Origin of the sequence: Flagellimonas sp., from assembly GCF_965222555.1 — a bacterium.
Taxonomy (GTDB): domain Bacteria; phylum Bacteroidota; class Bacteroidia; order Flavobacteriales; family Flavobacteriaceae; genus Flagellimonas.
This window is the reverse complement of sequence record NZ_CBDCUG010000005.1, coordinates 619,859-640,992: the sequence shown is the minus strand read 5'-3', so window position 1 is coordinate 640,992 and position 21,134 is coordinate 619,859. Positions and strand designations below refer to the sequence as shown.

General features: G+C 40.6%; 19 protein-coding genes and 1 tRNA gene. 8 read left to right on the top strand and 12 right to left on the bottom strand.

What is annotated here, in order from left to right; genetic code table 11:
• Position 1 precedes the first annotated feature (1 nt).
• The 6 genes from ACOQO1_RS11380 to ACOQO1_RS11355 form a co-directional block, all read right to left on the bottom strand.
• Positions 2-754, bottom strand: a complete 753-nt coding sequence (locus tag ACOQO1_RS11380) for a hypothetical protein (RefSeq protein ID WP_420602997.1) — start codon at positions 752-754, stop codon at positions 2-4.
• Between the two features lie 20 nt (positions 755-774).
• The gene (locus ACOQO1_RS11375) at positions 775-1,305 is read right to left on the bottom strand and encodes a hypothetical protein (protein ID WP_420602996.1); all 531 of its coding nucleotides are present in this window, start codon (positions 1,303-1,305) and stop codon (positions 775-777) included.
• Between the two features lie 27 nt (positions 1,306-1,332).
• Complete coding sequence (locus tag ACOQO1_RS11370) at positions 1,333-2,067, bottom strand: hypothetical protein (RefSeq protein ID WP_420602995.1); 735 nt, start codon at positions 2,065-2,067, stop codon at positions 1,333-1,335.
• Between the two features lie 12 nt (positions 2,068-2,079).
• The gene (locus ACOQO1_RS11365) at positions 2,080-3,384 is read right to left on the bottom strand and encodes an FAD-binding oxidoreductase (RefSeq protein ID WP_420602994.1); all 1,305 of its coding nucleotides are present in this window, start codon (positions 3,382-3,384) and stop codon (positions 2,080-2,082) included.
• Between the two features lie 22 nt (positions 3,385-3,406).
• Positions 3,407-4,237, bottom strand: a complete 831-nt coding sequence (locus ACOQO1_RS11360; protein WP_420602993.1) for a DUF6597 domain-containing transcriptional factor — start codon at positions 4,235-4,237, stop codon at positions 3,407-3,409.
• 815 nt (positions 4,238-5,052) lie between these two features.
• Positions 5,053-5,298: a hypothetical protein gene (locus ACOQO1_RS11355; protein ID WP_420602992.1), complete on the bottom strand. Its 246-nt coding sequence runs from the start codon at positions 5,296-5,298 to the stop codon at positions 5,053-5,055.
• 127 nt (positions 5,299-5,425) lie between these two features.
• Between ACOQO1_RS11355 and ACOQO1_RS11350 the strand changes: the two genes are divergently transcribed.
• Positions 5,426-5,656 (top strand): helix-turn-helix domain-containing protein, encoded by a 231-nt coding sequence (locus ACOQO1_RS11350; RefSeq protein ID WP_420602991.1) that lies wholly within the window; start codon positions 5,426-5,428, stop codon positions 5,654-5,656.
• A 19-nt stretch (positions 5,657-5,675) separates the two neighbouring features.
• Here ACOQO1_RS11350 and ACOQO1_RS11345 read toward each other — a convergent pair whose 3' ends face one another.
• The 5 genes from ACOQO1_RS11345 to dnaE form a co-directional block, all read right to left on the bottom strand.
• Positions 5,676-6,920 (bottom strand): site-specific integrase, encoded by a 1,245-nt coding sequence (locus tag ACOQO1_RS11345; protein ID WP_420602990.1) that lies wholly within the window; start codon positions 6,918-6,920, stop codon positions 5,676-5,678.
• Between the two features lie 253 nt (positions 6,921-7,173).
• Positions 7,174-7,247 (bottom strand) — tRNA-Asp (locus ACOQO1_RS11340).
• Between the two features lie 127 nt (positions 7,248-7,374).
• Positions 7,375-8,304 (bottom strand): DUF58 domain-containing protein, encoded by a 930-nt coding sequence (locus tag ACOQO1_RS11335; RefSeq protein ID WP_420602989.1) that lies wholly within the window; start codon positions 8,302-8,304, stop codon positions 7,375-7,377.
• A gap of 85 nt (positions 8,305-8,389) precedes the next feature.
• Positions 8,390-8,707, bottom strand: a complete 318-nt coding sequence (trxA, locus tag ACOQO1_RS11330) for a thioredoxin (protein WP_420602988.1) — start codon at positions 8,705-8,707, stop codon at positions 8,390-8,392.
• Between the two features lie 106 nt (positions 8,708-8,813).
• The gene (dnaE, locus tag ACOQO1_RS11325) at positions 8,814-13,199 is read right to left on the bottom strand and encodes a DNA polymerase III subunit alpha (protein WP_420602987.1); all 4,386 of its coding nucleotides are present in this window, start codon (positions 13,197-13,199) and stop codon (positions 8,814-8,816) included.
• Between the two features lie 210 nt (positions 13,200-13,409).
• On the opposite strand from dnaE, the gene ACOQO1_RS11320 reads away from it, so the two are divergent.
• Positions 13,410-14,024, top strand: coding sequence for a 30S ribosomal protein S16 (locus ACOQO1_RS11320; RefSeq protein ID WP_420602986.1), 615 nt, complete (start codon positions 13,410-13,412; stop codon positions 14,022-14,024).
• A gap of 11 nt (positions 14,025-14,035) precedes the next feature.
• Positions 14,036-14,566, top strand: a complete 531-nt coding sequence (rimM, locus tag ACOQO1_RS11315) for a ribosome maturation factor RimM (protein WP_420602985.1) — start codon at positions 14,036-14,038, stop codon at positions 14,564-14,566.
• Positions 14,567-14,637: 71 nt separating this feature from the next.
• Here rimM and ACOQO1_RS11310 read toward each other — a convergent pair whose 3' ends face one another.
• Positions 14,638-15,207: a hypothetical protein gene (locus ACOQO1_RS11310; protein WP_420602984.1), complete on the bottom strand. Its 570-nt coding sequence runs from the start codon at positions 15,205-15,207 to the stop codon at positions 14,638-14,640.
• Positions 15,208-15,367: 160 nt separating this feature from the next.
• On the opposite strand from ACOQO1_RS11310, the gene ACOQO1_RS11305 reads away from it, so the two are divergent.
• From ACOQO1_RS11305 to ACOQO1_RS11285, 5 genes are all read left to right on the top strand, one after another.
• Positions 15,368-16,807: a sulfatase gene (locus tag ACOQO1_RS11305; RefSeq protein ID WP_420602983.1), complete on the top strand. Its 1,440-nt coding sequence runs from the start codon at positions 15,368-15,370 to the stop codon at positions 16,805-16,807.
• Positions 16,808-16,870: 63 nt separating this feature from the next.
• Positions 16,871-17,581, top strand: a complete 711-nt coding sequence (locus tag ACOQO1_RS11300; protein WP_420602982.1) for a tRNA1(Val) (adenine(37)-N6)-methyltransferase — start codon at positions 16,871-16,873, stop codon at positions 17,579-17,581.
• A 55-nt stretch (positions 17,582-17,636) separates the two neighbouring features.
• Positions 17,637-18,815: an acyl-CoA dehydrogenase family protein gene (locus tag ACOQO1_RS11295; protein WP_420602981.1), complete on the top strand. Its 1,179-nt coding sequence runs from the start codon at positions 17,637-17,639 to the stop codon at positions 18,813-18,815.
• Positions 18,816-18,914: 99 nt separating this feature from the next.
• Positions 18,915-19,748, top strand: coding sequence for a LytR/AlgR family response regulator transcription factor (locus tag ACOQO1_RS11290; protein WP_420602980.1), 834 nt, complete (start codon positions 18,915-18,917; stop codon positions 19,746-19,748).
• Positions 19,749-19,910: 162 nt separating this feature from the next.
• A complete protein-coding gene (locus ACOQO1_RS11285; protein WP_420602979.1) occupies positions 19,911-21,125 on the top strand; it encodes a cytochrome-c peroxidase in 1,215 nt (404 codons plus the stop codon).
• Positions 21,126-21,134 lie beyond the last annotated feature (9 nt).

The following is a 21,134-nucleotide window of genomic DNA, read 5'->3' as shown; positions in this document are numbered from 1 at the left end:
CTTACTCTTTGGTTCCCATCCAAAATATGCCCACCGGATATAACTTATAAGAAGCGACCGCATTTCTTACGAAGGGTAGTGGGGCTATGATGGCTTTGGCCTCCTCTTCGGTATTGGCGTTGACAAAGAAGACAAAATCCGTCTTGTCGTTCTCTTTTTGCGTACCCTTGATATCGAAATATACGTTCTCTATCTGTCCGGAATTCCAAAGTTCCATCAACTTTTCGTTCTGGCCGATCACCATAGTCCTTTCAGGTTTGTAGTCGGTGTTCCAAACCGCCACGAAAGAACTTGTCCCACCCCTTTCTTTTATGGCCTCTTCGTTCCTCTTCAGCCAAAGGGCGCCAACGGGATATGTAGTGTATGTCGCAATGCCTTTTTCCACTACCACCAGACCATCCAAAATGGTTTTTGCCTCGATCTCGTCCGTTGCTTTCAGGGTGAATGTAATGTTAGGGAAATAGGAAAATTTGTCGTGCTTGGCCTCGGCATCATAGTACACGTTTTCCACGGTGCCGTCTTCCCAAAGCTTACGCAACTGGTCGGATTGGATCATGGAGTTTTCTATGACCAAATTTTCGTCCTTGGTCGCCCAATTGAACACAACCGCATAATTTTGGGTGATTTTTCGGGTTTGTTGTTTTTCCCCAAAGGTTTCGGTTCTGTCTTTCAGTTCCGTAGCCTGTTTTTCGCCCTGATTCTTACAGTTGGTAAGGAAAAGGGCCATCAGTGATAGTGTGATGATTCTTTTCATGTTATGTATATTTTGTTCTACTAACTCCTCTCTTGGATGCGAATGGAAAAAAGTATAAAGCCCAATCCACCGAGCACTATAAGAAAGCCGGCAACGTTAAGGCCCGCAGCTGTACTTTTCAGCAACGACATAAAGAGTACGAAAGAGCCTATGAAGTTGATGGCCCCGACCATAAGCCTTGTCATCAAGATGGACTTGTTTACTTTAAAGCTGCTGCGTAGGACAGAAAACGCGAACATGATTTCGAATAGACCATAGACCATAATGAAATAGGTGGTCAGCTTCAGGAACATATCCAAAGTATCCGGCCAGATAGCAATCAATATTGCAAAGGCCATCAGTCCGGCTCCTTGTAAAAAATGGAACGTTTTAGCAACCTGATGCTGTCCGTTTACCTGGGAAAAGATAAATGCCAATATTCCCGAAATTAAAAGGAAAAGCGGCACCAATATCTTAGAGGTTCCCACCCCGATAGAAGCTGATAGTAATAAGGTTATACCTGCAGCGAGCATGGCAACACCGCTAAGGGTAAGGCAAATCAGTTTGTTCATAATTCTATTTTGTGGTTATTGTTCAAATTAATGGGCATCCCCTTTTTCTCCATCCACCCATCGTTGCATCATCACATGTTGGGCCGGGGTCTGTTGTGTTCCACCCGCCAAAATATCCAGGAATTTGTCCCAAAGGGTTTTCTTTTGGGATGCCTCTTTCTTTAACTGCTCGTAGGCTTCCATGTATTCATCTGTGTATTTATGAGCTTCCTCGGTAGAATAGCCAGAGGGTATATGTTTGAGTATCGTGTCGCTCAGTTCATCTATTTCATTGGGGGTGCAATTCTCCATCAGTCCCAATTGGATGCCTATGGCAGTGGCCTCTCGGCCCATGAACACATGGGATCGCATTATACGGTTCCAGAGCTCGTCCCACTCCCCTTTTTTGTTTTCTGGAAGACTTGATCCACCAAGGTCCATCATTTTCTTATAGGACGCCTCCATTTTGGACACATGCTCTGGATAATCGTTCCATCTGCCAGAAATACCTTCGGTGGACTTTTCCTTTATCCTGGTAATGACGAACTGCATGATTTTCTCAAGATGTGATTTTGAGGCATTGAAATCAATGAGTTCACTGGCCCATTGTTGTTTAGTGCTTTCGGAGCCATACATATTGACCATTCCGGTTGCTTTGTCCATATCATCTTTTAGGACGGCTCCCAAGGATTTCATTGATGTCCAGTTCTCGGAAACTGACAGAACGTATTGCCTTATGGACACTACGGCTTCGATAATCGGATTGAATTTTTTCTGTTCCATATTGTCAAGTTGTTATCTGAATGCAAATTCTTCGTCATGGATGTTCTGTTCTTTAACGCCCTCCGCCTTGAGCTGTTTGAAAAGGCTTTTTTTCAAGGGTTCAGGCCCGCAGACGAAATAGGATTTCTCTTTTGGGTCACGGATGCTCATATCATCAACATTGATATGCCCTCGCTTGTCGGATGGCCAAAGAATAAAATCCAATAATGGATTGTTCTTTGCGGCCTCTTCCAAGCGTTTTCTATATGGAGCTTCGTCCTCATTGGCAACACACCAAAAAAGAGTGATTTTATTGGTATAATAATCCTTTATCAGTGATAGGAAGGGTGTAATGCCGATACCTCCTGCAACCCAAACCTGTTCCTTTTCTTTGGAGTGGGCGGTGGTGAACTTTCCATAAGGTCCCTCTACTCGAACATCATCCCCTTCGTTGAGCTTACCCGCCAATCCATCCGTAAAATCCCCTAGACCTTTGACGGTAATTTGTAGTTGGCCTTTATCATGGGGATGGCTAATGATGGTGAAAGGGTGCTGCTCCCTTTTACTTATCGTCGGAAAAGTGAAAAAGGCGAACTGTCCTGCCCTGAAACCAAGTTCCTTCGCTTTGGGCACAAGTCCTATTTCCGAAATCCCATTGCCCAAATCCTTAACCGTATTCACCTTATAGTCAAGCTTCTTGTTGAAGAGACCAAAAAGAAAGGCACGGTAGAACCACGCTCCAATACCGATAAAGGCCATTCCGAAAACATAGACCCTTGTAATCGGAAGCTCCTTGATAAGGCTCAACACCATCATACCGTGTACAACACCCATCACATAGAATACTCCCATCAATTTGTGAAAGTTTATCCATTTATGGTATGGTATCTTTCTTTTGAAAATTGGTGCTGCCGAAAGGATAACACCAATAAGGATAAGTGCAAATGCATAGAATCCCAATGGCTTGCCTGGATTGAACTCCACCAAGTCCCTTGGCACGATAAAGAAATGAGCGAACAAAAGGAACACAGCTATCACTCCCGACCTGCGGTGGATAAGATACATCTTGTCAAGACCACCGAAAAGGTTCTCTACCCATCGGGCACGGGTGGCCATAAGGAAGTTGAAAGCAAAGACCGTAACGACCCAAGACGAAAATATTTCACCAAGGATACGGTGGGGGTTCTTCCAAGTTACATCCGTCAACTCCCCAAAGAACATTGTATCTGACGATACCTCTTTGAAAGACCCTTGATAGAAGTAAAGGTCTATGGCCCAAAAAATAAAGTGGATGCCAACAATGATAGGAAAATAGATTTCCTGTTTAAGTCTTCTCATGGCTATGGTTGTTTTGACAAACCTATAGCTTCTTGATATTCCTCAATTGTATAAATTGGTCATTTTGGCCCTTGAAGAGCGCAGTGGGTGTCCGGCCTGTATGTTTCTTGACCTCACGGATGAAATGGGCCTGGTCAAAGAACCCTTTAGGTGGGAAAAACTCTCCCTCGGTAATCTTGAAATAGGCTCGGTAACACTTTTGGATATTTAGGTATTTTTTAAGCGAGATACCGATATACTTGTTCAGGTACCTATTGATGTCCCTTTGAGGCCAATATATCTGTTTGGCGACATCCTTTGCCAGCACACTTTCATAATTACTATATAGGTATTGGCTCAAGCGAAGCCTGTTCGCTCTTATTTGTTCATTGGGAGGTAGTTTTCTCAAAAGTATGTCCTCCAGCTGTGCAACGATATCATTGAATTTCCCAAAACGAACTTTATCCATTCCAAAATAATTGGATTCTTTTTGTTCGACGCTGTTGAGAATGGAGCTGATTTCCCTATTTAAAATCATCTCAGCTGCTATTACCTTAAATTTTATTCCATAGGTAGTTACTCTAGGTTTTACAACGATGTCTATTTCATTTGCCCATATTCCAGTAAGAAAATAGGCAACAATCTTCCCTTCCAATATTTGTACTATAAGCTTGAAATATCCATCTGGACATATGGTCATCTCCTGTGGTTTGTCAGATAGATTCTCAGCCATGAAATAGAGTGAGATATAATCGTCCAGATCTTCGGAAGGATAAAGTTCACTATAAATATGTTCGTTCTGTATAGACATCAATTTTTTTGAATCACCAAACATATTGTACTGGTATTTTATTCCATTGTATAAAATAGTCATTTTTGAACTGCCCAGAATTAACTATGATATCAATTAGTAAGTAGAGTTATTTTTTTCGGTAAAGTCAAATCCTCTCGATTATTGTAAATGAGGGCTTCCAATCACAGATATCCAATTAGTGTGAGGTAATTAATCCCGTTTAAATCTGCGCTCCTATATATTCTTCTAAAAGTTCAATTTCCCATACCTATTTATAAACTTACTTAAAGTTCATCGAAAGGGCTTTTTTAATGACGCAAAACGGTGGTTTATCATTGATGTTTTGATTTATTAAAAAACTCTGATGATTTAGAAGATAGGTAGTGAATATATTTTACATTTTACTCTTTTTGAGCCGAATAAGAGTTCTAATCGGCTCATGTGCTATAATTTTAGCGAGCAAAATAGCGTTTTGCGCTGCAAGCGTCCCAAATACTTACCTCAAAACTTAGTGCAGGATCCTGTTTGAATGGCATCGCGAATCGGCAGAATGAGGGAAAAATGCCATACAAATAGGGCACTCCTACTTTGCCAATCGAATTGAAATTTTTGATTTTTAGAGTAAAAATCACCTGATTTTACTGGGCTGAGCACATTTTTACATTAAAAATGGTTTACTGCATTAGTCAATGCGCTGTTTAATCACCTGGAAAACAATAAATTGGAATATCATAACATCGCGCAGCGTGTTATCCTCTTGCTATTCCAAACCACTCCTAATAGTCGTCGTTTAGAATACAATTCAAAAACGGGAATAAACAGATTTTAGCAGCACTCCTTTTAAAACACTTTTCAGGATAAATGGGGAGAATCTCAAGTAATCTTTGAGTTTATAACTAGGGTTTAGAAATGGGTCTGAACTTTTGGCAAAGGTTAAGGTGCAGCATGGAATAAAACTGTTCATTAATCTCTATTTCAACTTGCCAAATATCAATATCTGTTTGGTAATTTCTGTTCCCATCGACAAGTTTATATACCATAAAATCTTTGCAGTTGGACTCTATCAGTCGATTGATGGATTCTTCATAGAGTAATAGACCCTCTTCATTCATGCACAGGAGATAGGTAATGTTATTCTCCATAATTCAATTTTATTCACAAATCAGATATGTTGTTGTCGTTGTCTTAAACTCTTACTGACAATACTACGAAAAAAATCACGCACTACAATGCGTAATTCATTAATTGGGATTTGATGAAATTCCCATCATGACCCAGAAAGAGTTAGAGAAAAGGAGAAAACTGATAGGTGAACGTATAAAGGAACTGAGATTGGGTTCTGGATATACTAGTTATGAGACTTTTGCAATTGATAATGGTTTCTCGAGGCGGGGTTACTGGGCTTTGGAAAATGGGAGCAATTTTAAGATTGAGACTTTATTAAAAATCACTGCCATTCACGGAATAACTTTGGAAGAATTCTTTAAGGGAATAAAGTGATATTTCCACGCAGACGGTTTTAGTTTTCAACTTTACCTTTATTTTTTGCATTTGAGGTTTCATTCGGTTGTATCTTTTCTTTTAATAATTCCATTTCATCTGCAATCTTGCTATCAAGTACCTTGGCATAAATTTGAGTGGTTTTTAAAGAACGATGCCCTAACATTTTACTCACTGAAGAAATTGAAACCCCATTGGATAGGGTAACGGTTGTAGCAAATGTATGTCTGGCCAAATGTGTAGTGAGATTTTTATGGATTCCACATACATCAGCAATCTCTTTAAGGTAGGCATTCGATTTCTGATTGGTCAGAACAGGTAATATTCCATTGCCATCGATCACAAAAGGATGTTCGTTATATTTTTCAATGATAGCTTCGGCAACAGGGAGCAGGGGAATACTACTTATCGCCTTGGTTTTCTTTCGTGGCATTTTTATCCATCTAGCTCCATTTATCCCAATGATAATATGTTTTGATTGTAATTGTTTGACATCTGAATAGGCTAATCCTGTATAACAACAGAAAACAAAAATATCCCTGACCAAATCCAGACGTGGCAAGAAAGACTTTTTGTTTCTCAGAGTATCAAGTTCCTCTTGGGTTAGGTACTGCTTTTCTTTTGTTTTCCAACTTGCTTTCCAATGGAAGAAAGGATCTTTAGTAATCCACTCATTGGCATACGCAATACGGATAATCTTTTTAAAATTCACTACATACTTAATAGCGGTATTGTGGTCGCAATTTCGTTTGGATTTCAAAAAGAACTCTAATCCAGAAATAAACTTATAATCAACTCTACGAACAGGAATGTCGTTCCTATGATAATTGAATTGCACATATTCCGAAACGTGCTTATAAGCCGCTTTATATCGTTGTAAAGTTCCTTTTGTGAAACCTTTGCCCAACAAACTTTCCATTTCATCATTATGTTCCTGGAAGATCTCTAGAACCATGTGCTCCTTACCTTCCTTACCCAAATAGATGTTTTTAATAATAGTTGCCGAAATATCGGCTCGTTCTTTTAAAAGGGAATCATAAATATCGTAGAGCCTATTCTTTACGTTGTCCAAAAACCGATTGAAATTGGATATTTCGGAGCTGGTACCCCTTAGTTTCCCTCCTCGTGAATCCCATCTATGTTCATCTACACGGCGACCCAAGCTAAACTCGCCCCGCTTACCGTTCATGGTTACACGGGCATAAATCATAACAGTGCCATCGTTATTTTTTTCTGACTTTTTGGGATAAAAAAGGATGTTCATTTTGCCATACATAGGTGCGGGGTTTAAAATCCTCACTGAAAGTAGCAAAAACAAATGTTAAAATTTCTTTGTAAAGTTTTCTTTAACAGTTGATTACATCGATTTTGGTGCGGGTTTTTTGAAGAGAAAAATACACACCGAATTCCGCACTTTTTATATGGTTTTAGATGGTATTTTTTGGTATCAAATAAAATGAAAAAGCCCGTAAATCATTGATTTACAGGCTTTATACTGAAATTTAATAAATTTTCAGCGGTCTGGACGGGACTCGAACCCGCGACCCCCTGCGTGACAGGCAGGTATTCTAACCAACTGAACTACCAGACCAATGATTTTATCTTAACAGACTCTGACAACAGTCAGATTCAAATCTTGTTCAATTGCTTTTTGCAAAGCGAGTGCAAATATACATTGTCAATTCTTATTCGACAAGAGATTTTTTAAAAATAAATAACTAAACAAATTTCTGCCGTTCCACCATAAAAGTGTTCAGCACTTGGGAGAAGTCTGCACCTACATCAATACCCACATATTTGATTTTGTATTGAGCGCATTTCAACTTCAAGTTTTCTATATATTCCTCTACTTTTTGGTGATAGGCACTTTTAATGTTATCGGCATATAAATCTATATGGGAGCCGCTTTCAACATCTACAAAACGTTTGGGAGTGTTTTCAAAATCAAAACTAAGTTCATGCTTGTAATCCAACAAATGGAAAAGCACAACAGCATGTTTGTTATACTTTAAATGACGGAGCGCTTCAAAAAGTTGTGTTTCCTCGGTTTCAGTTTGAAACATATCCGAGAACAAAAAAATGAGACTACGTCTATGTATTTTTTCGGCTATTTGATGTAGATAAGTGTACGTCCTTGTAGTTTTTGAGTCTTCCTTTGTTTTGGCTACTTCGTTTAATTTAGAGTACAGCATTTGAAAATGACGTTCACTACTCTTTTCTGAAGTATAGAAGTTGTAGGTATCAGAGTAAATGCTAAGTCCAACAGCATCACGTTGTTTTTTCAGTACTTGCATCAAAGCTGCTATTGCCAATACCCCAAAGCCAATTTTATTGAGATTGTTCAATTCCAATTTGTCTACCTTGGGATAATACATGGAAGCCGAATTGTCCAGAATCATATGACACCTTAAGTTGGTTTCATCCTCATATCTTTTGGTGTAAAGTCTATCGGTTTTGGCAAAAAGTTTCCAATCAATATGCTTGGTGCTTTCCCCTGCATTGTAAATTTTGTGTTCTGCAAATTCTGCAGAAAAGCCATGGAAAGGGCTTTTATGGATTCCACTGATGAAGCCTTCGACAATTTGATTGGCCAAAAGTTCAAGGTTTTGGAATAATTGTGCCTTATGCAGTTCTGATCGGATATCCATTAACGGGATTTAGCGGTCAAGATAAAACAAAAAAGGCTTGGCAAATGCCAAACCTTTTTTAAAATATATGTTTCAGAAACTTATTTTATAATACCGCTTCTATTGCATCTGTATATGCTTTCTTTGGAGATACGCCTACCTGACGATTTACAATCTCCCCATCTTTAAAAACAAGAACTGTAGGGATGTTGCGTACACCATATTTAGCTGCAAATTGCTGATTTGCATCCACGTCAACTTTTCCAACTACAGCTTTCCCCTCATATTCGTTGCTCACTTCATCAATGATTGGTCCTACCATTCTACAAGGACCACACCAAGCTGCCCAAAAATCCACAACAACGGGTTTGTCGCTTTTAAGTACTATTTCATCAAAAGTTGCATCTGTTATTTCTAGTGCCATTTTATTTGTTTTAATATTCGCAAATTTAGTCAAATATGGTTCATTTTCCTTACCGCAAACGTATTCATTTTTGTTATTGTGCTATCAGTATTTGTTATAAGGAGTTCTAATTCAGTTTGTAATGTATTTCACTTTTCTCCAATTCGGAAAGGAGCTCGCTGCTGATTTTTACTTTCTGTTTTCTGCTGGATAGGTTAAGTTTGATTTCATCTTGCATTTCGTATACCACAAAATTCAAAGGGTGATCACCTTTATAGGACCTCAAGGTATCTTTTAACGTTTGAATGCGCTTTTCCTGTAAACGATCAATATCCAATTTAATGGTCAATTTTCTTGCAAAGGCATCCATAACATCCTGAAGCTGTTTAAAGTCATTGAACTGCAATCTGGGGTCTCCTTTTTTGCCAGTTTCCCTATTGACCCACCCTTCACGGACAAAAGTTTTAACATGGACAAAGGAGTTGATCATAAGAAAATGCCTGAACTTGAGGTATTCCTCACCAAAAATCCGGAACTCATGGGTGTCGGTATAATCCTCCAAGGTAAAAAGTCCCCATCCCTTGCCGTTTTTAGAAACTCGGTGTTGTACGTCTGTAATTACTCCAGCTACCGTCAATTCCCTGTTCACATAGCGTTCCAAATCGGTGAAAGCGGCAATGTTACTGTTGCAAAACGCGTTGATTTCTTTTTTGAAATCATCCAAAGGATGCCCTGAAATATAAATGCCCACAACTTCCTTTTCCCGGCGGAGCTTTTCCATGGTCCCCCAATCTTCACATGGCGGTACTACCGGTTCAGCAATTTGAGCTTCACTCATTCCACCGAACATATCCATTTGTGAGGAGTTTTTGTTTTCCTGATATTTTGCCGCGGATTTTATTACTTTTTCCAAGAAGGTGATTCCATCTCCTTCATCATGAAAGTATTGCGCCCTATGCGTATCGCCAAAAGAGTCAAAACCACCTGCTAATGCTAGATTCTCAAATGATTTTTTATTGGCCGCTCTAAGCTCGACCCGTTTAGCCAAATCGAACACAGATTTATATGGTCCGTCCTCTTTTCTATTCTCAACAATGGTTTCTACGGCTGAACGCCCAACACCTTTGATGGCTCCCATTCCAAAGCGGACAGCATTGTCCTTGTTTACTGCAAACTTGTAATAGGATTCGTTTACATCAGGTCCAAGCACTTCCAATCCCATCCGTTTGCATTCTTCCATAAAGAAGGTGACCTGTTTGATGTCATTCATATTGTTGGAAAGTACCGCTGCCATGTATTCGGCAGGGTAGTGGGCTTTCAAGTATGCCGTTTGGTAGGCAATAAAAGCATAACAGGTAGAGTGGCTTTTGTTGAAAGCGTAAGAAGCAAAGGCTTCCCAGTCTTTCCAAATCTTTTCTAGAACATCCCTGGGGTGTCCATTTTTCTCCCCGCCGTCCAAAAATTGAGGTTTCAGTTTTTGAAGCAAGGCAAAAATCTTTTTCCCCATGGCTTTTCTAAGTACATCGGCATCACCTTTGGAGAATCCGGCGAGTTTTTGGGAAAGCAACATCACCTGCTCTTGGTAAACGGTTATCCCGTAGGTTTCCTTAAGGTATTCCTCCATGTCCGGGAGGTCATAAGTGATTTCCTCCTCCCCGTGTTTTCGAGCGATAAAGCTAGGAATGTATTCCATGGGCCCGGGTCGATAAAGGGCATTCATGGCAATAAGGTCATCAAAAACCGTAGGTTTCAGGTTTTTCATGTGTTTTTGCATCCCGGGAGATTCGTACTGGAATATCCCTACCGTATCTCCACGTTGGAAAAGCTCATAGGTCTTTTTGTCATCCAAAGGAAAGTCATCTGGAATCAATTCCACACCTGTCCGAGCTTTGACAATTTTCACCGTATCCTTGATCAAAGTCAAGGTTTTCAATCCCAAGAAATCCATCTTCAGCAACCCAGCACTTTCAACAACGGAGTTGTCAAATTGTGTCACGTACAAATCGGAATCCTTGGCGGTTGCAACAGGTACAAAATTGGTAATGTCGTCCGGAGTGATAATTACCCCACAAGCATGAATACCTGTGTTTCTAACGGAACCTTCCAATACCCGGGCCATGTTCACGGTCTGGCCTTCGAGATCATCTCCTTCGGAGATGTTCAATAACTCGTGTACCTTTTCCAATTCGTCCGACCGAAACTTTTTCTTGAGTTGGGATTCTTCAACTCCAAAAATCTTACCTAGCTTGGACATATTAGGGATAAGCTTGGCAATACGGTCCGCATCGTTCAATGGTAAATCCAAAACACGAGCAGTATCACGGATTGAGGACTTGGCGGCCATTGTTCCATATGTGATGATCTGAGCTACTTGATTTGCGCCATATTTATCAATCACATAGTCCATAACCTTGCCACGACCTTCATCATCAAAATCAATATCGATATCGGGCATGGATACCCTATCCGGATTTAGGAAACGCTCAAAAAGGAGATCGTATTTTAAAGGGTCAATATTGGTGATGCCCAAACAATAGGCAACTACAGAGCCTGCAGCAGAACCCCGTCCAGGCCCAACGGAAACACCCATATTGCGCGCTTCGCGGATGAAATCTTCCACAATCAAAAAGTAACCGGGATATCCTGAATTTTCAATGGTGCCTAATTCAAAATCGATACGCTCCGTAATTTCTTCGGTGATTTCTCCGTATCGTTTTTCCGCTCCCTGGTAGGTGATATGTTTTAGATAAGCATTTTCACCACGCTTACCTCCATCGGACAAATCTTCTTCAACTTTAAACTCCTCAGGAATGTCAAATTTGGGAAGCAGTACGTCACGAGCCAAATCGAAAGGTTCTACCTTGTCCACAACCTCCTGTATGTTGAGAATGGCTTCGGGAACATCTTTAAAAAGCGTTTTCATTTCATCAGAAGACTTGAAGTAATACTCCTGATTGGGCAATCCGTATCGATACCCCCGGCCTCTACCAATGGGAGTGGCCTGTTTTTCACCATCCTTTACACAAAGAAGAATGTCATGTGCTTCTGCATCTTTTTTGTCGCAATAATAGGTGTTGTTGGTGGCAATAATTTTAACCTCGTGTTTTTTGGCCAAGGGGACCAAAACCTGATTTACCCGATCTTCATCTTCCTGGCCATGACGCATCATTTCAACATATAAATCGTCTCCAAATTGTTCTTTCCACCATACCAAAGCATCTTCTGCTTGCTTTTCGCCAGTATTTAGAATCTTATTGGGGACTTCGCCATAAAGGTTTCCGGTAAGGGCAATGACATCTTCTTTGTACTTTTCCACAATCTTTTTGTCGATTCTTGGCACATAATAAAAGCCATCGGTATAGGCAATGGAAGACATTTTGGCCAAGTTGTGGTAGCCGTTTTTGTTTTTGGCCAGCAGCACAATTTGATAACCGTAATCTTTTACATTTTTGTTGGTATGGTCCTCACAAACGTAAAATTCACAACCAATGATGGGAGTGATTTCCTTCTCTGAAGGAGATTCGCCTTTTTCGGCCAATTCTGCATTCTTTTCTTTGGCTGATTTGTTATGGGCCTTTACTTCTTTGACAAAATGAAAGGCACCCATCATGTTGGCATGGTCCGTTAAGGCAACGGCAGGCATGGAATTTTCGGCAGCGGCCTTGACCAGGCTTTTAATGTTTATGGTAGATTGAAGGACGGAAAACTGTGAATGGTTGTGCAAATGTGCAAAAGGGGCATCGGCAAGACTTTCAACGTTTTTGTTGATTTCGTCCTCAGAAATATCACCTGTATCTTCGGCCCAAAGCGCATCTGCAATTTCTTTGGAAGCTTTTTTAAGATTGATGTGCTTTAATCCAATAAGTTGAATCACCTGAGGATTGGCTTCCGAGAAATGCTCAAAATAATCAGGCTGAACATCCAATTGCTCAATGGAAAAATGTCTTTTGCGAACGAGTTCCAAAAAGCATCGGGTTGTGGCTTCAACATCCGCGGTTGCATTGTGTGCCTCGGCAAAGGGCTCGCCAAACAGAAATTCATGGAGTTCTGTCAATGTGGGTAGCTTAAACTTACCTCCGCGTCCTCCGGGAATTTTGCACAGTTCGGCAGTGGCTTCGGTACAAGTGTCCAAAACCGGAAGTTGGGTCAATGAATTTTCAACTCCCATCCTATGGAATTCACATCCCATGATGTTGATGTCGAAATCCACATTTTGCCCCACTACAAATTTGGTTTGGGCCAAAGCCTGGTTAAAAAGTTCCAATGCTTCACTCAAAGGGACTCCGTCCTGTTCGGCAAGTGCCGTGGAAATACCATGGATTTGCTCTGCCTCATAGGGAATGTTGAACCCATCCGGTTTTACCAACATGTCCTGGTGCTCCACCAAATTTCCAAGCTCATCATGCAGCTGCCATGCAATCTGGATACAGCGCGGCCAGTTATCTGTATCAGTTATCGGAGCATTCCAACGTTTGGGCAATCCAGTGGTCTCGGTATCGAAAATTAAATACATAGGATATTTTACAGGTCAAAAAAGCAATAGATAAAATTACATAAGAAGACATGTTTAATAAAAAAGAGTTGTCAAGATTTATCAACGAATAAAAAAGAGAGAAACCTATTGGGTATTAATGGATTTGGGCTATATTTGCACCCGCTTAAACAGAAAGCGATTAAAATAGAATTAATAATCAGGGTCGGGCACCCTACAAATTAATGTGATATGCCAGTAAAGATTAGACTTCAAAGACACGGTAAAAAAGGTAAACCATTCTATTGGGTGGTTGCTGCAGATTCCAGATCAAAAAGAGACGGTAAATTTTTGGAAAAATTGGGAACATACAATCCAAATACCAATCCTGCCACAATTGACTTGGATGTAGATGGATCTGTTAAATGGTTGAACAATGGAGCGCAACCTACCGATACTGCAAGAGCAATACTATCCTATAAAGGAGCTTTATTAAAACACCACTTGTTGGGTGGGGTTAGAAAAGGCGCCTTGACCGAAGAGCAGGTTGAGGAAAAATTCAATGCTTGGGTTGAAGAAAAAGAAAAAGCGGTACAGGCTAAAAAAGATGGTTTGAGCAAAGCTGAGGCGGATGCAAAAGCAAAAGCTTTGGAAGCTGAGAAGGAATTTAGCGATAAAAGAGCTGCTGCTGCATTGCCAGAAGAAGAAGCTGTAGAGGAAACTGCAGAAGAAGTGGCTGAAACTACTGAAGCTGTGGCAGAAGAAACTGCCGCTGTTGAAGAGCCAGCTAAAGAGGAAGCTGCTGAACCAGAAGCTAAAACCGAAGAGGCTGCTCCTGCTGAAGAAGCTAGCAAGGAAGAAGAGTAAAAACTCAGACTATGCGCAAGGAAGATTGCTTCTACCTGGGCAAAGTCGTTTCAAAATATAGTTTTAAGGGCGAGGTATTGGTGAAACTCGATACCGACGAACCTGAAATCTACGAAAACATGGAATCAGTTTTTGTTTCATTGGGAAACAATCTGGTTCCATTTTTTATTGACCGGTGTAGACTACACAAATCAGCATTGTTGCGCATTGATTTTGAAGAGGTGAAAGACGAATCCTCGGCAGATAAGATCATAGGCTCTGAATTATACCTTCCTTTGGAAATGCTCCCTCCGCTTACCGGGAACAAGTTTTATTTCCACGAAGTGATTGGCTTTACGTTGCTGGATGAGGTGCATGGAGATATCGGGACTATTAAAGCTGTAAACGATAGTGCTTCCCAAGAACTTTTTGAAGCTGAAAAAGAAGGAAAGGAATTGTTGATTCCAATAAGCGATGATATCATCACCAAGGTCGATAGAGAATCAAAGACCATTTATGTAAAGACTCCGGAGGGGTTGGTGGATCTTTATCTGGGGGATTAATTGGGAAAAAAGTACAACTTAAAAAGGGGAGCCAATTTGGCTCCCCTTTTTAATACATGTTAGGTAATATTTTAGTTTTTCCATTTACCACCTCCTACGTAAAAACCTAATGAGATTCCGATGTATGAGTTTTTTATTTCGGAGCCATTCACATCAGACTTGCCAATTAGGTTATAAGTTGCGGCCAATCGCAGTTTCCCTAATTCAAATCCGGTGCGGACAAGTCCTCCAAATTTACCATCTACTTCAGCTTCATCAGAAAGTTCACCAATACTTAATTTAACATTGGCCAACGAGCTGTAACCAACTCCTGCACCTAAAAATGGAGCAAAGGATGAACTTCCAGAAGCAAAATAGTAGTCAAAAGTACCCGTGAATGAAGAGCTTGCTGCTATATTGCTTTCTACCGAAATTCCGTCGGAGCTAACATTTTTGGCCATGGCGGCAGATTCAATCCGTAGTCCTACATTCATATTGTCCGCAATATTGTATTTGGGCTCAAGGGCAATGATAATTCCACCCCCTCCATCAGGAATGGCATATCCTAAATCCAGTCCTGCTCGAAATTTATTTTCTTCCTGTGCATGGGACCATTGGGTCATTGCTATTGTAACTACAATAACATAAAAGATTTTTTTCATAATTATTATTTTGATTATTTAGAAATAAGCCACGAATGTAAAATGACTACAAGGAAGATTGACCTCTGATCTAACAGATGGGCCGTTTGAGTTTATGGATCGACAAATTGAACTGATATAACTATTAAAGCTATATTTATGTCCATTTTTATTCCAAACCATGAAACGCTATTATTTTATTGCCCTAGTTTTTTGTTTTCTTTCCTGTAAAGAGAAGGCTGTTCAAGAAGAGAAGCCCAAATCACCCCCCAATGTTGTATTGATTTTTACCGATGACCAAGGCTATCAAGATGTAGGGGTTTTTGGCTCTCCAAATATTAAAACCCCATATTTAGATCAAATGGCTTCGGAGGGCGTGAAACTGACCAGTTATTATTCGGCACAGGCGGTTTGTTCCGCTTCCAGGGCAGGAATTTTGACCGGATGCTACCCCAATCGTATTGGTATTCACAATGCTTTGGGTCCTGATAATACCCATGGAATAAATTCCTCTGAAACCACACTGGCCGAAATGCTCAAAGAAAAGGGTTATGCCACGGCCATTTATGGCAAATGGCATTTGGGGCACCACCCAATGTTCTTACCTACAAGACACGGATTTGACGAGTGGTTTGGCATTCCATATTCCAATGATATGTGGCCGTTTCACCCGCAGCAAGGTCCTATTTTCAATTTTCCCGATCTGCCTTTATATGAAAATGAAACTGTAATCGATACGTTAACAGAGCAGTCACAACTTACAACCCAGATAACGGAAAGAAGTGTGGATTTCATCAAAAGAAATAAGGATAATCCCTTCTTTTTGTATGTGCCACATCCACAACCCCATGTACCTCTATTTGTTTCGGATAAGTTCAAGGGAAAATCTGAAAGAGGATTGTATGGTGATGTGATCATGGAAATTGATTGGTCCGTAGGTCAAATCATGAATGCTTTAAAAGAAAATGGCCTCGAAGAAAATACAATTGTAATCTTTACTTCAGATAATGGGCCTTGGCTATCCTATGGAAACCATGCAGGGAGTGCTTTGCCACTTCGTGAAGGCAAGGGTACCGCATGGGAAGGTGGTCAGCGAGAACCTTTCATCATGAAATATCCAGCTAAACTAAAAGCAGGACAGGAAATTAGTGTTCCCGTGATGGCCATTGATATTTTGCCTACCATTGCCGAGCTTACTGATTCAAAATTGCCAGAAAAGACTATTGATGGTAAAAGTGCTTGGAAGGTGTTAACAGGTGAGAGTAAAGAACCTATTCAAGAAGCTTATTTCTTTTACTATCGCGTAAACGAAATGTTTGGAGTGCGTTACGGGAAATGGAAATTGTACTTTCCCCATCGTTACCGTACTATGGATGGGCAAGAGCCAGGGAAAGACGGTCTTCCGGGAGAATATCGTATGATTGATATGGAGGAAATTGAATTGTATGATATGGAAAATGATATTAGTGAGACCAAAAATGTTGCCACCGAACATCCCGAAGTTGTGGAGAAAATCAAATTGTTGGCAAACGCTATGCGAACAAGGCTTGGAGATTCATTACTTGAACTGGAAGGAACGGAAACTAGAGAGCCGGGAAGGTTGAACCAAAATTCCAAATAACAAATTCCAAATATCAAATAAAGGCGAAGCTGACTTTTGGAATTTGATGTTTAGTGCAGAGCAATGAAACCATTTCATTTTAAACATTTCACCATTAACCAAGATCGCTGTGCCATGAAAGTAGGTACGGATGGGGTTTTATTGGGCGCCTGGACTTCTTTGGAGAGAAAACCAAATTCCATTTTGGATATAGGTTCTGGCTCCGGGTTAATCGCCCTGCAAATGGCGCAACGTTGTGGTGCAGAGCTTGTCGATGCCATTGAATTGGATGAGGAGGCCTATGAGCAATGTGTTGAAAATTTTGAGGCTTCACTGTGGGCGGACAGACTATTTTGTTACCATGCAGGTTTGGATGAATTTGCGGAGGAAATAGAAGACACATACGATTTGATTGTTTCAAACCCGCCTTTTTATGCTGAAGAAGTTTCAAGTGGGGATGAGGCACGGGATAAGGCACGTCAAAACAATTCCCTTCCTTTTGATGAACTTTTAGAGGGAGTTTCCAAATTGTTGTCGCCAAATGGTGTTTTCTCAGTGATCATTCCATATAAAGAAGAAAAAAACTTTGTTGGATTGGCAGAAAACTTTCAACTTTTTCCCAGAAGATTAACCAGGGTCAAAGGAAATCCAAATGCGGATGTGAAGCGAAGTCTATTGGAATTTGGTTTTTCCAAAGAAACAACCCAGATGGATGAATTGACCATTGAATTGGACCGTCACCAATACACCAAAGAGTATGTGGACCTGACTAAAGATTTCTACTTAAAAATGTAACAAAAACAGCTTGTTCTGTGGTTATTCATTAGTACCTTTAGCCAAATTTTTTTGCATGAAACCAGATTTATTTGAAGCTCCGGATTATTACAATCTTGATGATTTACTTTCAGAAGAACATAAATTGGTGCGTGATGCTGCCCGCCAGTGGGTAAAGCGAGATGTTTCACCCATCATAGAAGAATATGCCCAAAAAGCAGAATTTCCAAAGGAAATAGTTGGGGGGTTGGCAGAAATTGGGGCCTTTGGGCCTTATATCCCAGAAGAATATGGTGGTGCTGGATTAGATCAAATCAGTTATGGTTTGATTATGCAAGAAATTGAAAGAGGGGATAGTGGGGTTCGCTCCACGGCTTCCGTGCAATCTTCTTTGGTGATGTACCCCATTTTTGCATACGGAACTGAAGAGCAACGTAAAAAATACTTGCCAAAATTGGCCACAGGTGAATGGATGGGCTGTTTTGGACTTACGGAACCCAACCATGGGTCCAATCCTAGTGGAATGGAAACCAAATACAAGGATATGGGCGACCACTTTTTGTTGAATGGCGCCAAGCTTTGGATTTCCAATTCGCCATTTGCAGATGTAGCAGTGGTATGGGCTAAAAATGAAGAAGGACGAATCCACGGATTGATCGTGGAACGTGGAATGGAGGGCTTTTCGACCCCGGAGACACATAATAAATGGTCTTTGCGCGCATCAGCCACTGGGGAATTGATTTTTGATAATGTAAAAGTTCCAAAAGAGAACCTATTACCGGGCAAAACTGGTTTGGGTGCTCCGCTGGGCTGTTTGGATTCTGCTCGTTACGGAATTGCCTGGGGAGCAATCGGAGCGGCGATGGACTGTTACGATACAGCACTTCGATATGCTAAAGAGCGTATCCAGTTTGGGAGACCTATTGCTGCTACGCAGTTACAGCAAAAGAAATTGGCCGAGATGATCACTGAGATTACCAAAGCCCAATTATTGGCGTTCAGATTAGGTCAGCTTAAAAATGAAGGTCGGGCAACTACAGCTCAAATTTCTATGGCCAAGCGAAACAATGTGGAAATGGCTATCAAAATAGCCCGCGAAGCGAGACAGGTATTGGGCGGAATGGGAATCACGGGCGAATATAGTATTATGCGTCACATGATGAACCTGGAAAGTGTAATTACCTATGAAGGTACTCACGATATCCACCTATTGATTACCGGTGCGGATATCACAGGCATTCCAGCCTTTAAATAGAAGTGAACATTTTTGTCATAGCGATTCGCATTTAATTAATTTTAGTAGTTTCGAAGGAAAAGATTATCTGTTCAACCGATAAGTCTTTGCGCTTCAAACATGAAGAACCTTAAAGAAATACTGAAGCAAAATGTCCCATATCTCGATACTTCGCGCAATCGACTTATTCTAATCGGTTTTGTGAGCCTGTTTTCCCTAATGTTTTTGTGGGTATATGCTCCTTTCAATATTAACCAGTGGGGGAAAAGTCAAATTCATGAATACATCCTGTTTGGTTCTGGCATTCTCCTGATCACTCAATTCGGTATCCGAAAACTGGCGAAATTGAACCATTTTAAACTTTACGGTTTGGTTCTTTTTGGATTGTTTGAGATTTTGCTGATTTCATACATTTTTCATCTATTGTATCAACCCGAGTTGGAAACCTTTCGTCAAAAATGGGATGATTTTTTGACCACACTTTGGCAAGTGGGACTGGTTACCGTTGTCCCCTATGTTTTGATTCTTGCTTTTTTTTGGGTTAAGGAAAAGGTTAATAAAGTTACCGAACTTGAACACCAATTTGATGTTTCCAAACAAGAGGCAAACGATATGCTGGTCATAAAAGGAGAAAATGACAAGATTGTTTTGGCGATTAAATATGAACAACTGATTTACGTTAAATCTGCCGGAAATTATTTGGAACTCTATTATTTAAAAGGAGAAAAAGTGGCCAGGGAATTGGTTAGGGGAAGTCTTAAGGATTTACAGGACAAAATGAACTATCCTACAATTATTAGAATACACCGCTCATATATGGTGAATATGTCTTATGTGGCCTCTGCCAAAAAGACAAAAAAAGGCTACGCCATTACAGTTAAACATATTCCTGATGAAGTTCTTGCCGTTTCTACGGGGTATCGCGAAAGCTTTAAAGCTAAACTTCCTGCGTGATAATGGCCCTATTCATACCAGAATAGACCCTCTTTATCACAAAACCATTTGATTTTTCATTATTAAAAATTACCATCCTATTTTAGGCATGATAAATACATTATTAGGCTAGGCCTGGTATTTTTTATCGAATAGAATCCGTTACAAAAGCTCAATTCCTTCGTGATTCCAGACAGAAAAAGAAACACACGTGTAATTAAAGTGGGAATGCCCATATTTTTGGTTGTCCTGTTGGGATGGTTGTTTCATGGGGCGAATATGAGACCAGAAAATAATGTCTATGTTACCGTGCAGGATTTAAGTTCCGATTGTCCTCCGGGTTTTAAGAAGAATAAGAACAACGAGTGTATCTCGCAAAATCTTTACAAACAATATAGCCTTAAAAATCAACTAGGCGTTGGAGGTTTGAAAACGGCATTGCCCAAACTTCGTGAAGGTTTTTCCCCGGAGCAAATTGATTTGGGACGTTATCTTTTTTTCGACCCAGCACTTTCAGGAGATGGTAGCATTTCATGTGCAACCTGCCATGATCCCCAAAAAGGGTTTGCTGATGGGCGGGCGACTAGCGTTGGAATTCACAACAGAAAAGGTAAAAGAAGCGCTCCATCACTTTGGAATGTAGGTTATTTAAAGCTGTTGTTTTGGGACGGCAGGGCAAAATCTTTGGAAGAACAGATGCAAGGGCCATTGTACTCCGAAGAAGAGATGGGGAATACTCCGGAAAACTTGCTTAAAACTTTGAACGATAATCTCAATTACAAAAACTTGTTTGCTCAGGCTTTCCCTGATAAGGTGGATAGAGATTCCATACAACTCAATGAAATCTATACGGCCTTGGCCGCTTTTGAAGCTTCCCTGGTTTCATTGAACAGTAAATATGATCAATATGCGCACGGGTACCATCAGGCACTGAATCAAAAAGAAATTGAAGGGCTTAACGTGTTCCGGTCCTTTGTGGCTCGATGTGCCGAATGCCATACCCCGCCCTTGTTCACCAATCAGCAAATTGCAGTAATTGGAAGCCCTGAACCTGATGGATTGCCTTTGGATCCTGGAGCGGAAACTCCCTCGAGGGATAAGACACTTCGTGGCGGTTTTAAGGTGCCAAGCCTTCGTAACATTGCCAAGTCGGCGCCCTATATGCATTCAGGTCGATTTGAAACTTTAAGGGAAACGGTGGCTTTTTACACCGGAGGAAGAGGACATGCTGTGCCAAAAGACGAGGATTTGATTTTGCATTGGCATATTTGGGAGCCTCAACTTACCGATTATGAGCTGGACCGCTTAGTGGATTTTCTGAATACGCTGACCGATGAATCCTTTATGCCCAAACCACCTGACGTATTACCCGGAATAACCAATAAATCACCCATTTAATTCAATATA

Excerpts from the sequence above, each read along its gene's own strand:
- ACOQO1_RS11345 (WP_420602990.1), bottom strand. The coding sequence starts at position 6,920 with ATGAACATCCTTTTTTATCCCAAAAAGTCAGAAAAAAATAACGATGGC.
- ACOQO1_RS11305 (WP_420602983.1), top strand. The coding sequence starts at position 15,368 with ATGAAACGCTATTATTTTATTGCCCTAGTTTTTTGTTTTCTTTCCTGT.
- dnaE (WP_420602987.1), bottom strand. The coding sequence starts at position 13,199 with ATGTATTTAATTTTCGATACCGAGACCACTGGATTGCCCAAACGTTGG.
- ACOQO1_RS11355 (WP_420602992.1), bottom strand. The coding sequence starts at position 5,298 with ATGGAGAATAACATTACCTATCTCCTGTGCATGAATGAAGAGGGTCTA.
- ACOQO1_RS11375 (WP_420602996.1), bottom strand. The coding sequence starts at position 1,305 with ATGAACAAACTGATTTGCCTTACCCTTAGCGGTGTTGCCATGCTCGCT.
- ACOQO1_RS11320 (WP_420602986.1), top strand. The coding sequence starts at position 13,410 with ATGCCAGTAAAGATTAGACTTCAAAGACACGGTAAAAAAGGTAAACCA.
- trxA (WP_420602988.1), bottom strand. The coding sequence starts at position 8,707 with ATGGCACTAGAAATAACAGATGCAACTTTTGATGAAATAGTACTTAAA.
- ACOQO1_RS11290 (WP_420602980.1), top strand. The coding sequence starts at position 18,915 with ATGAAGAACCTTAAAGAAATACTGAAGCAAAATGTCCCATATCTCGAT.
- rimM (WP_420602985.1), top strand. The coding sequence starts at position 14,036 with ATGCGCAAGGAAGATTGCTTCTACCTGGGCAAAGTCGTTTCAAAATAT.
- ACOQO1_RS11370 (WP_420602995.1), bottom strand. The coding sequence starts at position 2,067 with ATGGAACAGAAAAAATTCAATCCGATTATCGAAGCCGTAGTGTCCATA.
- ACOQO1_RS11365 (WP_420602994.1), bottom strand. The coding sequence starts at position 3,384 with ATGAGAAGACTTAAACAGGAAATCTATTTTCCTATCATTGTTGGCATC.
- ACOQO1_RS11350 (WP_420602991.1), top strand. The coding sequence starts at position 5,426 with ATGACCCAGAAAGAGTTAGAGAAAAGGAGAAAACTGATAGGTGAACGT.
- ACOQO1_RS11335 (WP_420602989.1), bottom strand. The coding sequence starts at position 8,304 with ATGGATATCCGATCAGAACTGCATAAGGCACAATTATTCCAAAACCTT.
- ACOQO1_RS11310 (WP_420602984.1), bottom strand. The coding sequence starts at position 15,207 with ATGAAAAAAATCTTTTATGTTATTGTAGTTACAATAGCAATGACCCAA.
- ACOQO1_RS11300 (WP_420602982.1), top strand. The coding sequence starts at position 16,871 with ATGAAACCATTTCATTTTAAACATTTCACCATTAACCAAGATCGCTGT.
- ACOQO1_RS11360 (WP_420602993.1), bottom strand. The coding sequence starts at position 4,237 with ATGACTATTTTATACAATGGAATAAAATACCAGTACAATATGTTTGGT.
- ACOQO1_RS11380 (WP_420602997.1), bottom strand. The coding sequence starts at position 754 with ATGAAAAGAATCATCACACTATCACTGATGGCCCTTTTCCTTACCAAC.
- ACOQO1_RS11295 (WP_420602981.1), top strand. The coding sequence starts at position 17,637 with ATGAAACCAGATTTATTTGAAGCTCCGGATTATTACAATCTTGATGAT.